This window comes from Caldalkalibacillus thermarum, from assembly GCF_014644735.1.
GTDB lineage: Bacteria > Bacillota > Bacilli > Caldalkalibacillales > Caldalkalibacillaceae > Caldalkalibacillus > Caldalkalibacillus thermarum.
In genome coordinates, this window is record NZ_BMKZ01000052.1 from 1 (window position 1) to 14,338 (window position 14,338).

At 45.4% G+C, this 14,338-nt stretch carries 11 protein-coding genes and 1 pseudogene; all 12 read left to right on the forward strand.

Annotation, left to right across the window (positions count from 1 at the left end):
• Positions 1-266 (forward strand): transposase (locus IEW48_RS14795; RefSeq protein ID WP_188624435.1); only part of this gene is annotated, 266 nt, incomplete at its 5' end.
• A gap of 656 nt (positions 267-922) precedes the next feature.
• Positions 923-1,570 carry a GntR family transcriptional regulator gene (locus IEW48_RS14800; protein WP_188624436.1) on the forward strand — a complete coding sequence of 216 codons (648 nt, stop codon included), beginning with the start codon at positions 923-925 and terminating at the stop codon, positions 1,568-1,570.
• 24 nt (positions 1,571-1,594) lie between these two features.
• Positions 1,595-2,623 (forward strand): TRAP transporter substrate-binding protein, encoded by a 1,029-nt coding sequence (locus IEW48_RS14805; protein ID WP_229704074.1) that lies wholly within the window; start codon positions 1,595-1,597, stop codon positions 2,621-2,623.
• Positions 2,624-2,696: 73 nt separating this feature from the next.
• Positions 2,697-3,203 (forward strand): TRAP transporter small permease, encoded by a 507-nt coding sequence (locus tag IEW48_RS14810; protein WP_188624437.1) that lies wholly within the window; start codon positions 2,697-2,699, stop codon positions 3,201-3,203.
• Positions 3,200-4,486, forward strand: a complete 1,287-nt coding sequence (locus IEW48_RS14815; protein WP_188624438.1) for a TRAP transporter large permease — start codon at positions 3,200-3,202, stop codon at positions 4,484-4,486. Before IEW48_RS14810 ends, IEW48_RS14815 begins: the two co-directional genes overlap by 4 nt.
• A 6-nt stretch (positions 4,487-4,492) precedes the next feature.
• Positions 4,493-5,446 (forward strand): D-2-hydroxyacid dehydrogenase, encoded by a 954-nt coding sequence (locus IEW48_RS14820; protein WP_188624439.1) that lies wholly within the window; start codon positions 4,493-4,495, stop codon positions 5,444-5,446.
• Between the two features lie 14 nt (positions 5,447-5,460).
• A complete protein-coding gene (locus tag IEW48_RS14825; protein ID WP_188624440.1) occupies positions 5,461-7,167 on the forward strand; it encodes a M20/M25/M40 family metallo-hydrolase in 1,707 nt (568 codons plus the stop codon).
• Positions 7,139-8,422 (forward strand): aspartate aminotransferase family protein, encoded by a 1,284-nt coding sequence (locus tag IEW48_RS14830; protein WP_188624441.1) that lies wholly within the window; start codon positions 7,139-7,141, stop codon positions 8,420-8,422. The genes IEW48_RS14825 and IEW48_RS14830 overlap by 29 nt, the downstream gene beginning before the upstream one ends.
• Before the next feature lie 12 nt (positions 8,423-8,434).
• On the forward strand, positions 8,435-9,862 hold the full coding sequence (locus IEW48_RS14835) for an NAD-dependent succinate-semialdehyde dehydrogenase (protein ID WP_188624442.1): 1,428 nt from the start codon (positions 8,435-8,437) through the stop codon (positions 9,860-9,862).
• 13 nt (positions 9,863-9,875) lie between these two features.
• Positions 9,876-11,279: an FAD-binding oxidoreductase gene (locus IEW48_RS14840; protein WP_188624443.1), complete on the forward strand. Its 1,404-nt coding sequence runs from the start codon at positions 9,876-9,878 to the stop codon at positions 11,277-11,279.
• On the forward strand, positions 11,276-12,631 hold the full coding sequence (locus IEW48_RS14845) for a (Fe-S)-binding protein (RefSeq protein ID WP_188624444.1): 1,356 nt from the start codon (positions 11,276-11,278) through the stop codon (positions 12,629-12,631). Before IEW48_RS14840 ends, IEW48_RS14845 begins: the two co-directional genes overlap by 4 nt.
• Before the next feature lie 335 nt (positions 12,632-12,966).
• Positions 12,967-13,993, forward strand: a pseudogene (locus tag IEW48_RS14850) (IS30 family transposase).
• Positions 13,994-14,338: the final 345 nt, after the last annotated feature.

Below are 14,338 nucleotides of genomic sequence, written 5' to 3' on the forward strand. Positions count from 1 at the left end.
ATACCTGGATTCAGGCAGCCCTTCAAAGTCCATTCAAGCCTTTTCATGATTTCAGCAAGACACTGGTGACTTGGAAAACTCATATTTTAGCCTATTTTCGGTTACCCTATACCAATGCAAGGACAGAAGGTATAAACCATAAGATTAAGAACCTTAAAAGAAGGGCTTATGGCTACCGGAATAGAGAACGATTTAGGTTAAGAGTTAAGCTTGAATGTGGCTGTTTTCAACAAGATCATTCCCTTCTTCACTTCGCCTCAGCATAGATGATGTCGCTTCAAGCCTCAAGCCAAAAGCGCTTGACCCTTTCGCGCCATCATCTCTTGATTGACTAGGTGAAGAAGGAGGTTTTACGGCTTATACCAGGCCCGGAAATGTGCGAGCTCCACAAAAAATGACGAAGAGCCAGAAAAGAAGGGGCGGACCAAATCCGGTCGATCTTGGCCCATTTCCGCCAGAACCCTCCTGAAACATTGGCCGGCCAACGGGTTACGGTCATTGAAGACTATCTCAGCCAAAAGCGGCACGAGATTGAGACTGGAAAAACGGAGCCGATCACCTTGCCTCAGTCCAATGTCCTTAAATATATTTGTGAAGATGAGTCTTGGGTGGCTCTCCGCCCCTCTGAACGGAGCCAAAAGCTAAATTTTACTTTGGGGTAAAGGGAGAGACCATGGAAGAGAGCCGGCATAAGCTCGAACAGTTAACCCGGGATGTGATGGGGAAAATACAGACCCATGTATCTCTAAATGTATGATATTTTAACCAGGTGTATGATCTGGCCGTTGGCATCGATGCCAACGGCTTATTTGTGCGCCAAAATTGAATTTAAATTTGATTAAAAAATGATTGACAATTGGAAACTTATTGTTGTATTCTGTATACAGAACAAGGAACACTGAATACGAAATAGGTGATGGCCATGAAAAAACTCAAGCCTGCTGAAACATTGGCTGAACAAGCTTATCAAGTCATTAAAAAAGCAATTATAAACAATGAATTTGGACCTAATGAGGCGCTGGTTGAGGAACATATTGCCCAGGAACTGGGGATTAGCCGTACCCCTATAAGGGCAGCGCTTAATCAACTAGCTTATGAAGGTCTGATTGAAATCAAGGCAGGAAAAGGGGCCAGAGTGAGTGCCATTTCCGAAAAAGATGTCCTTGATTTTCAACTTTTACGGGATGCTTTGGAACCTCTGGCAGCTAAAATTGCGGCAGACAAAATCAATGAACAAGATATTGAGCAACTGCGTCAAATCTGTGACCAGCAATACCAATCCATCGCCAATAAGGATTATTATCGATTTATTGAATTGGATTATCAGTTTCACTCCAAAATTGCTCAAATAACTGAAAATGCAAAACTAAGCGAAATTGTGGACAATCTTAATAATCAAATTCAGCGATTCTTGATTTTATCCAATACACTGCAAGACAGTGCCCTGGGGGCTGTCGAAGAACACTTGACTTTGGTAAAGGCGCTGGAAGCGAGAGATGCAGATTTAGCTGAAAAAATGATGCGTCAGCATGTTCAAAATGTGACCACACGCATTTTGACATCATCATAAATCATTTAATAAGGGGGAATAAAATTGAAACGATGGACAGTCTTGATGTTGTTTCTAGCTTTGTGCTCTGTACTGGCAGCATGTGGCGGAGAAACAACATCGGGTGAAACGGGGAGTGAAGAGGCTCAGAATGAAGTCTATGAAATTCGGGTGGCACATTTGGTAAACGAAGAACAGTCGACTCATGTTGCCTTGCTTGACTTTAAAGAAAGAGTGGAAGAACGGACAGATGGCAGAGTCCAGATCAAAATTTACCCCAGTGGATCTCTTTATCCTTCTGACCGTGAAGCCATCGAAGCAGTTCAAATGGGTAATTTGGAAATGACCATTCCAGCCGTCGCTCCATTAGCTGGTTTTAACAGCAAATTTATGGTGTTTGATCTGCCGTTCCTATTTGAAACAAAAGAGGCGGCTTACCGTGCTTTGGATGGGGAACTGGGTCAAACGCTTTTGGAAGATTTGAGAAACGATGGTTTGCGTGGATTGGTTTTTGCTGAAAACGGTTTTAGGCACATTACCAACAACCGAGGACCTATTGAAGAACCGTCCGATTTAGAAGGTCTCAAATTTCGTACGATGGAAAACCCTGTGCATACCGATACATTCCGAGCTTTAGGGGCTAATGCATCACCCTTCTCTTTTGGTGAACTGTATACTGCTTTACAACAAGGAACCTATGATGCAATGGAATCTCCAGTCTCGTTGATCTACACCAGCAAGTTTTATGAGGTTCAGGATTACTTGACCTTAAGCGGCCATTTTTATGCGGCCACTATAATGTTAATGAATGAAGATTATTTTAATTCCTTGCCAGAAGATATTCAGCAAATTTTACAAGAGGAAGCAGAAACCTATCGGGGTGAGCAACGTCAGCTTGCTGATCAACAGGACAACGAATGGTTGCAAACTTTAAAGGATGAGGGCATGAAGGTTAACGAGTTGACGGTAGAGCAGAAACAGGCCTTTATTGAAGCCACAAAATCGGTTTATGACGCCTATGCGGACGAAATCGGCGCTGATCTGATTGAAATGGCCAGGCAGGCCAATCAGTAAAAGCTAATGTTTGCTGGAAAAGGAGACCGAGTGCTCCTTTTCCCCCTTTTTTAATCTAGGGTGGGGGATACCAATGGGAATGTATAAATGGATTGATGAAAAATTAGAAGAGGTTTTATTAGTCACCACCATGGTGGTTATGGTTATCTTAATTTTTTACCAAGTATGTTCACGTTACTTTTTCAATTATTCCTTAAGCTGGACTGAGGAAGTCGCCCGATATATACATATTTGGCAAGTATGGCTAGGGGCCAGCTTTGCGGTTAAAAAGCAGCGGCATATCCGTGTGGAAATATTTGTGAAGAAACTGCCCGGAACATTTAAACGAGTTGTTGATATAACCGCATTGTTGTTGTGGTTCTTCCTTGCCATGGTATTAGCTTACGAGGGGACGCAAGTGGTAAATCATATCTTTGAGCGGGGACAACTGTCTCCTGCCATCCGCATGCCGATGTGGCTGGCCTATTTGGCTGTTCCCGTAGGCGGAATACTAATGTCGATCCGTTTGATTCAACAGCTTGTTTCCCTGTTTAGGAATAAACAGGCCATCCCCTCGGAAAAAGGAGGAGAACCCCAATGACCGTCTTGATGTTATTTGGGACATTATTGCTGTTTATTATCATGGGTGTGCCAATTGCCATCTCTTTGGGTTTGGCCGCAATATTTACAATCATATTTACGACGGATATTGCACTTAGCACGGTGGCCCAAAGGGCGTTTACTTCACTGGATACCTTTCAACTGATGGCGATTCCCTTTTTTATGCTGGCCGGTATTTTAATGAGCAAAGGTGGGGTGTCCAAACGCTTGTTGAACCTTGCTTCCGCCTTGGTTGGGTTTCTGGTTGGAGGATTAGCCATGGTCACCGTGGTGGCCTGTATGTTCTTTTCAGCCATATCCGGATCAGGGCCTGCAACAGTGGCCGCGATTGGTTCATTCATGATTCCGGAAATGAAAGCCCGTAATTACGGCCAAGGTTTTGCCTGTGCCATTACGGCTGCAGCCGGAGCGATCGGAGTCATTATCCCGCCCAGTATTCCTTTTGTATTGTATGGCGTTGTAGCAGGCGTATCGATTGGCGGCATGTTTCTGGCAGGAATATTGCCCGGCATTGTACTGGGTATATCGTTAATGATTGTGTCCTATGCCATCTCCAAAAAAAACAATTATGTTGCTGCTTCTGCCCAAAGCACACTGAAGGAAGTGTTGGCTGCCTTTTGGGAGGCCAAATGGGCCTTGTTAATTCCGGTCATTATTTTAGGGGGAATTTACGGTAGTATCTTTTCCCCCACTGAAGCGGCAGTAGTAGCCGTGGTCTATGCCTTGATCATTGGTATCTTTGTCCATAAGGAATTAGATATGAAATCGATCTACGATTCCCTGGTTGAAGCAACCTTAATCAATGGCTCAACAATGATCATTATAGGTTTATCTATCTCTTTTGCTTATTTGATGACTTTGGAGCAGATACCCAATGCAGTGGCCAGCTTTATTACAGGTATCTCTGAAAACCCGATAGTTATTTTACTGATTATTAATATTTTTCTTCTGTTTGTGGGAGCATTTATTGATACCATTTCGGCTTTGGTGGTTTTAACCCCGATTTTATTACCGGTGGTTACAGCAGTTGGTATTGACCCCTTTCATTTTGGAGTGATCTTGGTCACCAACTTGGCGATTGGTTTTATTACGCCTCCTTTGGGGGTTAACCTGTTTGTGGCTTCCAGTATAGGTGGAACAAGAATTGAAACCATTGCTAAGGCCATTGTTCCCATCTTTTTGATGCTTGTCATTTCATTATTAGTGATTACGTATGTGCCTCCACTTTCAACATTTTTACCTCAACATTTCCTTGGGAGGTAGTGAACCGTGATAATTAGCACCACAGATGAAGTGTTAGATCATCATTTGCAAAGAATAAAAGATCATGTGGGTCAGGACGTTTTTGTGTACCGTTCCATCGAAGATGTTCCAGCTGATGTACAGGACCAAACGGAAATCCTGTTAACATTCGGCAATGATCTTACCACGGAGCGGGTCAAGAACTTTCCTCGTTTACAATGGATTCAAATGTTTAGTGCGGGTTTGGAAGATTTACCTTTTTCCTCACTAAAACAAAGAGAGATATTAGTCACTAATGCTAAGGGGATCCATACGGTTTCCATGAGTGAGTATGTCATTGGCGCTATGCTTTATTATGAAAAACATTTTGACCGCTTTTTGCGTTTGAAACAAGACAAGGTTTGGGACAGAGAAACGTTGGTTGGAGAATTGGACGGCCGTTCTGTCCTCATTTATGGCACCGGAACAATTGGTTCCAAAATTGCCGAAAAAGCCAAGGTGTTTGGTATGACTGTTCATGGAGTTAACACTCGGGGAGCTTTGACGGCACCTTTTGAGCGTGTATACACAATGGAGGAGGCCCAATCAATCGTGGGGCACTATGAGTATGTGGTGCTTGTATTACCCTCAACGCCGCAAACCAAAGGCATTATATCTCGGTCATACCTGAACCAATTAAACTCTGAAGCCGTCCTGATCAATGTGGGTAGGGGGGACGTAGTTGATGAGGATGCTTTATGTGATTTATTACAGGCGGGGAGAATCAGGGGGGCCGTGCTTGATGTGTTTCAAAAGGAACCACTCCCGACAAACAGTCGGTTGTGGGAGTTAGACAATGTCCTCATCACACCGCATATGTCGGCCAAATCATACCGGTATATCGACCGTTGCATTGATATCTTCATTAAAAACTATCAATGTTACCGGGAGGGACACATTGAACGCATGATCAACAAGGTAGATCTCACACGATATTACTAGCGAGGAGGCTCAATATGTATGAGAAGATAAAAGGACTCTCTCTGGCAGAACAAGTGGAGGTCTTAACGCGTACTTTGGTTACTCATGCAAGTATTAACGGAACCGAAGGTGAAACCAGGATTGCCGATGAGATCAAAAAATGGCTGCTTTCCTTTCCTTATTTCAAGGCACATCCCGAACTGGTTTGGGAACAGGTCTTGCCTCATGACCCCTTAGGGCGCAAAAATATCTTTGCCCTAGTTAAAGGCAAACCTGGACTCAATCAAACGGTTATTTATCACAGTCATCTGGACACGGTGGGCATTGAAGATTTTGGTGCCCTTAAAGATCACGCTTTTGATCCGGATTACTTAGAAACATTTTTTAAGGCTTATTCAGCAGATCCGCGTGTGCAACAGGATGCCCTATCCGGTGATTACTTATTTGGCCGCGGTTCAGTTGATATGAAGAGTGGAATTGCTGTTCACCTGGCCAATATCCTGCGTTTCTCCCAAAATCCGGAGGAACTGAATGGAAATCTATTATTGATGATCAACCCGGTGGAGGAAAACCAGCATACTGGTATCATTGAGGCCATTAAAGAATTAAAAAGGCTAAAAGAGGAAGAGGGGCTCTCGTTTGTCTTGGCCATCAACAATGATTTTACCAGTTCGTTATATGACCAAGATCCCCATTATTATATCTATACCGGGGCTGTTGGTAAACTTTTGCCTTGTTTTTATATTTCCGGAAGGGAAGCCCACGTGGGAGAAACGTTAACCGGGGTAGACCCCACCTTGATTGCTTCTGAGATAAACCGTCGGATCAACAATAATATGGATTTGGCTGAAGAGATTGAAGGAGAACTGATCTTGCCCCCGTCCTGCCTATATCTGCGCGACCAAAAAGATTTCTATAATGTCCAAACGGCAGGAAGAGCTTACCTTTATTTTAATTTGTTTTTATATCGCTCCACTCCTGAAACTGTGCTAAATAAACTCAAATTACTGGCGGTAAGAGCTTGCCAAGAGACCACCCAATATTTGCAAAACCAATATCAGGCTTTTATCAAACGGACAGGATATCTCCACTCCCGTCTGTCTTGGGACATCAAGGTATATACCTATGAAGAATATGTCCGGTATTTAAAAGAAAAAGGGATTGAGGCAGACAAGATTGCCAAACAAGTCGTGAAGGAAAACAAACAAATGGAGTCCCGCCAATTGTGTTTTAAAATTATGGAAGCTTTAGAACAAAAAGAGCCTGATCGTCATCCCAAGGTGATTTTATTTTTTGCGCCACCTTATTGTCCGCATAACTACCTGGATGAGTCGGTGGATCAAGACAGAAGAAAATTGGAAGTTTTGCAACAGGTGGCTAAAAAAGTTGGAGAAGAATGCAAACTATCATTTATGATTAAACATTTTTTCCCTTATCTATCAGACAGCAGTTATCTATCTTTACATGAAACAGATGAAGAATTGCAGGCCTTGGTCCATAATTTTCCACAGTGGGAGGACATCTATCCTTTGCCATTCCAAGACATGCGGAAGCTCGATATTCCTTCCATTAATATGGGTGTTTATGGACACGATGCGCACCAGTGGACCGAACGGGTGTATAAGCCCTATTCGTTTTCGGTTTTGCCTCAATTAATTAAAGAGACCACACTAGCCATTTTAAACTTGAATGAAACGGGAAAGGAGCATCAGAATGACACAAACCAAATTAACACTGTATGACCGGGCATTAAAGGTCCTTCCTCCAGCTGCAATGAGAGCGACCACCCTGGGGATTGTTGAGGCTCAAGGCAGTTATGTCATTGATGAAGAAGGCAAGCGTTATTTAGATTTTGCCAGCGGTGTCGGTGTGACCAACGTGGGTCATAACCATCCGCGTGTCGTGGAAGCGGCCAAGCAGCAAATGGAAAAAATGATCCATGTCGGACATAATGTGGCTTATTATCCCTCATACTTAGAGCTTGCTGAAAAATTGAGTCATTTAAATGGTGGCGAGCACATGGTTTACTTTAGTAACAGCGGCGCAGAAGCCAATGAAGGTGCCATTAAATTAGCGAAAAAAGTAACCAAACGGCCGGCAGTAATTTCGTTTAAACGGGGTTTCCACGGACGGACATTGGGGACTACCACTTTGACGGCCTCTAGTGCTGCTTACCGTGAGGATTACGAAGGTTTGTTACCCAGTGTGTATCATGCTGAATTTCCTTACCCGTTCCGCAGTGGACTGTCGGAAGAGGAGGAGTGCGCCCGTTGTCTGAAACAGCTGCAGGAACTTTTTCAGTTGCAAGTTTCTCCACAAAGTGTAGCAGCCATCTTGGTGGAACCCGTACAGGGAGAAGGGGGATACATTGTCCCGCCATCCCGTTTCCTTCAAGAGCTGCGGCAGATATGTGACAAGCATGGGATTCTGCTGATCTTCGATGAGATTCAAACAGGTTTTGGGCGGACGGGAAAAATGTTTGCCTATGAATATTTTGGGGTTCAACCCGATATTTTAGTTTTAGCCAAAGGAATAGCATCCGGTTTTCCTTTGAGTGCCATTGTCGCCCGCCGGGAGCTGATGGAACAATGGCCAGCTGGTACACATGGTGGAACGTACGGAGGGAATCCGGTGGCGTGTGCGGCAGCCTTGGCTACCATTAGCGTCCTTGAAGAGGAGGGACTGGCCAATGCCCAGCAGATGGGCCGCTATTTTAAATCCGGCTTGGCCACATTACAGGAGAAGTTTAAAGGCATTGGTGAGGTCCGCGGACTAGGCCTGATGCTGGCTATGGAATTAGTGGATGATAATGGCCAGCCGGATAGCCAAACAGTGGATGCCTTAAGGCGTTATGCTTTGGAACAAGGCTTGATTTTGCTCACTTGCGGCACGGATAAAAACGTGATTCGCTTTATACCGCCAACAACCGTCACCCGGGAGGAAGTGGATCAAGCATTGCAAATTATAAACGAAGGCTTTCAACAACTTCAGTCATAAGGAGAGATCAGTATGTTGTATATCAATGGAGAGTGGATTAAAACTGGCTCAAAGGGGACCCTGCCGGTGACAAATCCAGCCACAGGGGAAAAAATTGAAACGGTGGCCTATGCCGGACAGGAGGAAACACGAAAGGCCATTACGGCAGCGGAACAAGCCTTTGAGTATTGGAAAAAGCGAACGGCCAAGGAAAGAAGCGCTTATTTATATCAAGCGGCCCACTATTTGCGCCAAAGAGTGGATGAATTAGCCGAAACGATTACACGTGAGATGGGTAAGCCTGTCCGGGAGGCGAAAGGTGAAACATTGCTGGCCATCGATTATCTGGAATGGTATGCCGAAGAGGCCAAGCGCATATATGGGGACACCATTCCGGCTTCCCATGCTGACAAACGGATTTTAGTTATTAAGGAACCGGTGGGTGTCACAGCAGCCGTCACACCCTGGAACTTTCCCATCGCCATGATTACACGCAAAATTGCGCCTGCCATGGCAGCGGGCTGCACCGTCGTTTTAAAGCCAGCCTCGGCCACTCCGTTATCAGCTATCAATGTCTTTAAAGCTTTTGATGAAGTGGGGCTGCCTCCTGGTGTGGCCAATCTGATTATTGGGACAGCGTCGGAGGTCGTGGGCGAAATGACAGCCAATCCCAAAGTACGTAAAATTACCTTTACCGGGTCAACAGAGGTGGGGAAGCAATTACTGCGCCAATCCGCAGATACGGTGAAGAAAGTGTCCATGGAATTGGGCGGGCATGCCCCGTTTATTGTCTTTAACGATGCTGATCTGGATCAAGCTGTGGAAGGGGCGATCGCCAGCAAGTTTAGAAACGCAGGCCAAACGTGTATCTGCACCAACCGCATCTACGTCCAGGAAGATATTGCTGATGTATTCGGACACAAAATGGCTGAAAAAGTGAAGGCCCTGAAGGTAGGAAATGGATTGGAGGACCAGGTGGACATCGGTCCGTTGATTGACCGCTTTGCCCTGGAAAAAGTGGAGGATCATGTCCGTGATGCGGTTCAGAAAGGGGCCCGCATCTTGTGTGGAGGTGAGACGTTGGTTATTGCCGATGCTAAAGGATACTTCTACGCACCTACGGTATTACAAGGGGCCACAGAAGAAATGAAGATTGCCTCTGAGGAAACGTTTGGCCCCGTCGCTCCCATCTTTACCTTTAAAGATGAGCAAGAGGCGATACAGAAAGCCAATCACGACACCTATGGCTTGGCGGCTTATTGCTATACACAAAATATGAAACGGGCCTTTCAAATGATGGAAGCCTTGGAATATGGAATTGTGGGAATCAATGATCCCATACCGACTACAGCTCAGGCACCGTTCGGCGGTGTTAAAGAGAGTGGGATTGGACGGGAAGGCGGAAAATACGGGATTCAAGAATATCTCGAAGATAAATTTGTTTCCATCAAATTGGATTAAGGCGGGGATATCAATGATCAAGTGGCAAGAGGAGGTTTTCCGTCTGATAGATGATTCGCGCCGAATTTTTACGGCTGAGGCGGATCGTCACAGCTATGCCTATGATGCGTCATTTGGCTATTTTGTGCCTGAAATGGTGGTTCAGCCCATATCGACGGCTGAAGTGGTTCATATTGTCAAGCTGGCGAATCTTTATAAAATCCCTCTCTATCCCAGAGGACAGGGCTCTTGTTTAAGCGGGGGCCCTTTGCCTGTCCGAGGCGGCATCGTCTTGGATTTGACAAGAATGGATCAAAAATTAGAGCTCTATCCGGAAGACCTTGTGGCCGTCGTATCGCCTGGCGTGAAAACAGCTGATATCAAAAACGAAGCGTTAAAACACGGTCTTTTTTATCCGCCTGATCCCAGCAGTGCCCATGTATCAACCATTGGCGGTAATGTGGCGGAGAACTCCGGAGGTCCCCGGGGTCTTAAATATGGGGTCACCCGTGATTATGTACTGGGACTGGAGGTGGTAACCCCTGAAGGGAAAGTGATCCGGACGGGCGGGAGAACGATAAAAAATGTGACAGGCTATGACCTGACCAAGCTGTTAGTCGGATCAGAGGGAACGCTCGGTGTGATCACCGAGATTAGCCTTCGCCTTATTCCCAAGCCCCCTGCCAGCATGTCTTTAATGGCCGTTTTTGATCGGTTGGTGGATTCGGGCAAATCGATTTCAGCCATTTTATCGTCCGGCATCCTGCCCGCAGCCATGGAAATTATGGACCAGGCCTGTATTCAAGCTGTTGAACAGTATAAACCGGGCGGATATCCCGTTGATGCAGAAGCCATTCTGTTGGTTGAACTTGACGGCCACCCCCGGGCGATTGAAGATGAGATGAAACAGGTGGAAAAGATTTGTCAAGATCTTGGAGCCCGAGAAGTGAAAGTGGCCAGGTCCGAAAGGGAGAAACAACGCCTATGGCAAGCAAGGAAACTCGTTTCTCCAGCTATTGCCAGGATTAAGCCAACCAAAATTTCCGAAGATGCCACAGTACCCCGCAGTCGTATTCCCGATATGTTCCAACGATTAATGGAGATACGTCGTAAATACAATCTCCAATTGGTTGTGTTTGGTCACGCTGGAGATGGCAATCTGCATCCCAATCTGCTGGTGGATAAACGGGATGAAGACGAGATGAGGAGAGCGGAAGAAGCGATAACGGAAATTTTTGAAGCGGCTATTGAGTTGGGGGGAACATTATCAGGTGAACACGGCATTGGAACGATGAAAGCCCCCTATATGGAAAGGGAACTTGGGGTAGATGGTGTAGAAATGATGAAACGGATAAAACAGGCCTGGGATCCAAACAATATTATGAATCCTGGCAAGATTTTTCCCGAACCGGGTGTGACAAAGTTGGTGTTAAGATGAAAGATAAAGATTTGCAACATTTACAGCAATTAATCGGCTATGAAAAAACATTTGATTGTGTTCAATGCGGGTACTGTTTACCGGCATGCCCTACCTATGAGACCATGGGTAAAGAAACCCATTCCCCACGGGGACGAATCAATCTCATGAAACAGGCAGCCGAAGGGACGGTCTCATTGGAAGCAATTCGGGAGCCCATTGAAAAATGTTTAGGCTGTCGGGCCTGCGAAACCGTCTGTCCGGCAGATGTCGATTACGGTCATTTGCTGGAAGGAACCAAAGCGGCTCTCACTGAGCAGATGCCTCAATCTTGGTCGGCCCGTATGCTTAGTACCATACTGTATGACAGGATTTTTCCCTCCCGGTATTGGATGGGGATATTGGGGTATGTCATGTGGCTGTATCAGCGGACGGGCTTATCCTGGGTATTGCGCAGAACAGGATTACTCCGGTTGATCCCTGAGCGATTCCGGTCCTTTGAAGCAGTTTTGCCAGCTGTGATCCGGCCGGGTTTGAAACAGTTGTCTGACCAATTTAAGATTAAAAGGGATGCAGATGCCATCTGGATCAGAGGGGAAAAGTCAAGTGGGTTACGAGTTGGTTTTTTTACAGGGTGTATTATGGATGCCCTCTTTCACGAAACCAATCTCAACACCATTACCCTGTTATTGCAAATCGGTGCTGAAGTGGTCATCCCCAGGCGGCAAACATGTTGCGGTGCGCTGCATGCCCACAGCGGATTCAGGGAAAAAGCAAAAAGTCTGGCTAAACAAAACATCTCCGTATTTGACCAATTTGGATTAGATTATGTTATTCATAATGCCGGGGGCTGTGGAGCCATGTTGGTTGAATACGACATAATATTAGAAGAAGATGAAACATGGCGCTCGCGTGCTGAGGCTTTTGCAAGTCAAGCCAAAGATATAAGTTGGTTTTTGGCCACGCAAAGCAACTTAAAGTTTAAGCGGACGCTTCCATATAAAGTCACCTATCAATCTTCCTGTCACATGCTTCATGTTCAGAAAGCAGCAGACTATCCATTGCAGTTACTCAATCAAATACCTGGCCTTGAGCTACATATGATGAAAGATTATGAACGGTGTTGCGGTTCTGCGGGGATCTATAATGTGGTTCACTATGACGAGTCGATGAATATTCTTGATACAAAAATGGAAAATGTTAAAAACACCACGGCCGATGTAATTGTCACCACCAACCCCGGCTGTTTATTGCAGATGAAATTGGGGGTCAAACGGGAGGGTTTACAAAACCAGGTCAAAGTGATGCATATTGTGGACCTATTGGCAGAAGCGATGCCGATATCCACATATCCTGAAAAGGCAGAGACTTAACGTCCTGCCTTTTTGTTTATGATCGGAAGCGGGGATGGGAAGCGCCCCCAATGCAGCTGTCACCGCAGCTGTCACCGTGAAAAAAATCGCCCTTTCCTTTGGGCGATCTTTTTGCTACAAATATAAGAAATATATTGACAATTCATGCAATGGGCTACAATAAGAAATGTGGTTATTTTGTCCATTGGAAAAAGTAAATAATCTGTTTGAAAGGTCAGGTATTGATGAAAAAGGGTTCATTGTAAAATCAAATGCAACAAAAGAAATAAACAAAAACCATGGTAATTCCGTTATGATTAAGTTGACGAAAACCTTCATAACAGGAGGAATTACCGATGGCTCACACCCATGATAACACAAAGAAGCGTACCTTTTCACATCTTACGCCGTATGATCGCGGGCGAATTGGCGCCCTTCGTGACGAAGGAAAAACCTTACAGGCAATTGTAGATGTGATTGGATGCCACAAGTCGACCATCTCCCGTGAATTAAAACGCGTCACAGTCACACAACGGAAATCGGATCTCACGGAATATCAAGCGTATTTACTGAAACCGGACAAGCTGTTTACGAGAAGAATCGTTCCCGTTGTGGTGCGAAGTATAAACTTGTGAAAGCCGCTGCATTTGTCCATTTCGCTGTGAAAAAAATGCAACAGGACCATTGGTCTCCCGATGCCGTTTGCGGCTACGCGAAGGTCAATCATCTCTTTGAGGGTATAGTGGTTTGTGCCAAGACACTGTACCACTACATTGACCTTGGCCTGCTCCCAGTGAAGAATATCGATCTCCCCCTAAAAGTCACGCGACGGACGAAAAACAAGCACACAAGACAGCATAAAAAGATTCTAGGTGCCAGTATTGAAGAACGACCGTCTTACATTGATAAGCGCCAGGAATTTGGTCATTGGGAAATCGACACTGTGCTAGGGCAACGTAAGAAAGGAGCGGCGCTCCTGACATTAACGGAACGAAAAACGCGGAAGGAACACATGATAAAGATCGAGCAAAAGACGGCGGTAAGTGTCCATCAGGCGATCCAATCGCTCAAAGACCTGTACAGAGAGGCTTTCCCATCCGTCTTTAAAACCATTACATCGGACAATGGTTCCGAATTCAGTGAACTAACACAGGCGATCGATTCAAACGATGTAACGGTTTATTACACCCACCCCTACACATCCAGTGAACGGGGAACAAACGAGCGTCATAACGGCCTTATCCGGCGATTCATTCCGAAAGGAAAAGCGATTGAGGACATCGATGACACACTCAGAACTGGTGTAACACACTGCCACGTAAAATTCTAGGGTACCAAACCCCGAATGAGCAGTTTGCTGAGGAAATCGCAAAGATCGCTTAACCGGAAATTGGTGATGGAAGGACACTAACGACGGCTTGACATGGGGCCCCTGCGGGCCTGACTTCTTGCGATTGGGCGATGTGGGCAAGGCAAATCGCATGGCTAATCAGCCTATCATGCCCGCCACCCCATATAAAGCCTACAAAGGGGTATCCTGTAACGATTACAATATAACGGAATCTATAGTTTTGTTGCATTTAATATTGCAATTTAAGGTGGCAAGAGTTTTTCAAAAAACACCACAAAAACCTTGCACTTGGATGTATTGCTGTGTATCGCCATAACCAGGATCAGCTGATCATGCCGCATGAATTCTTCCTGCCTTTTGGTGGTCAACTGGACCCC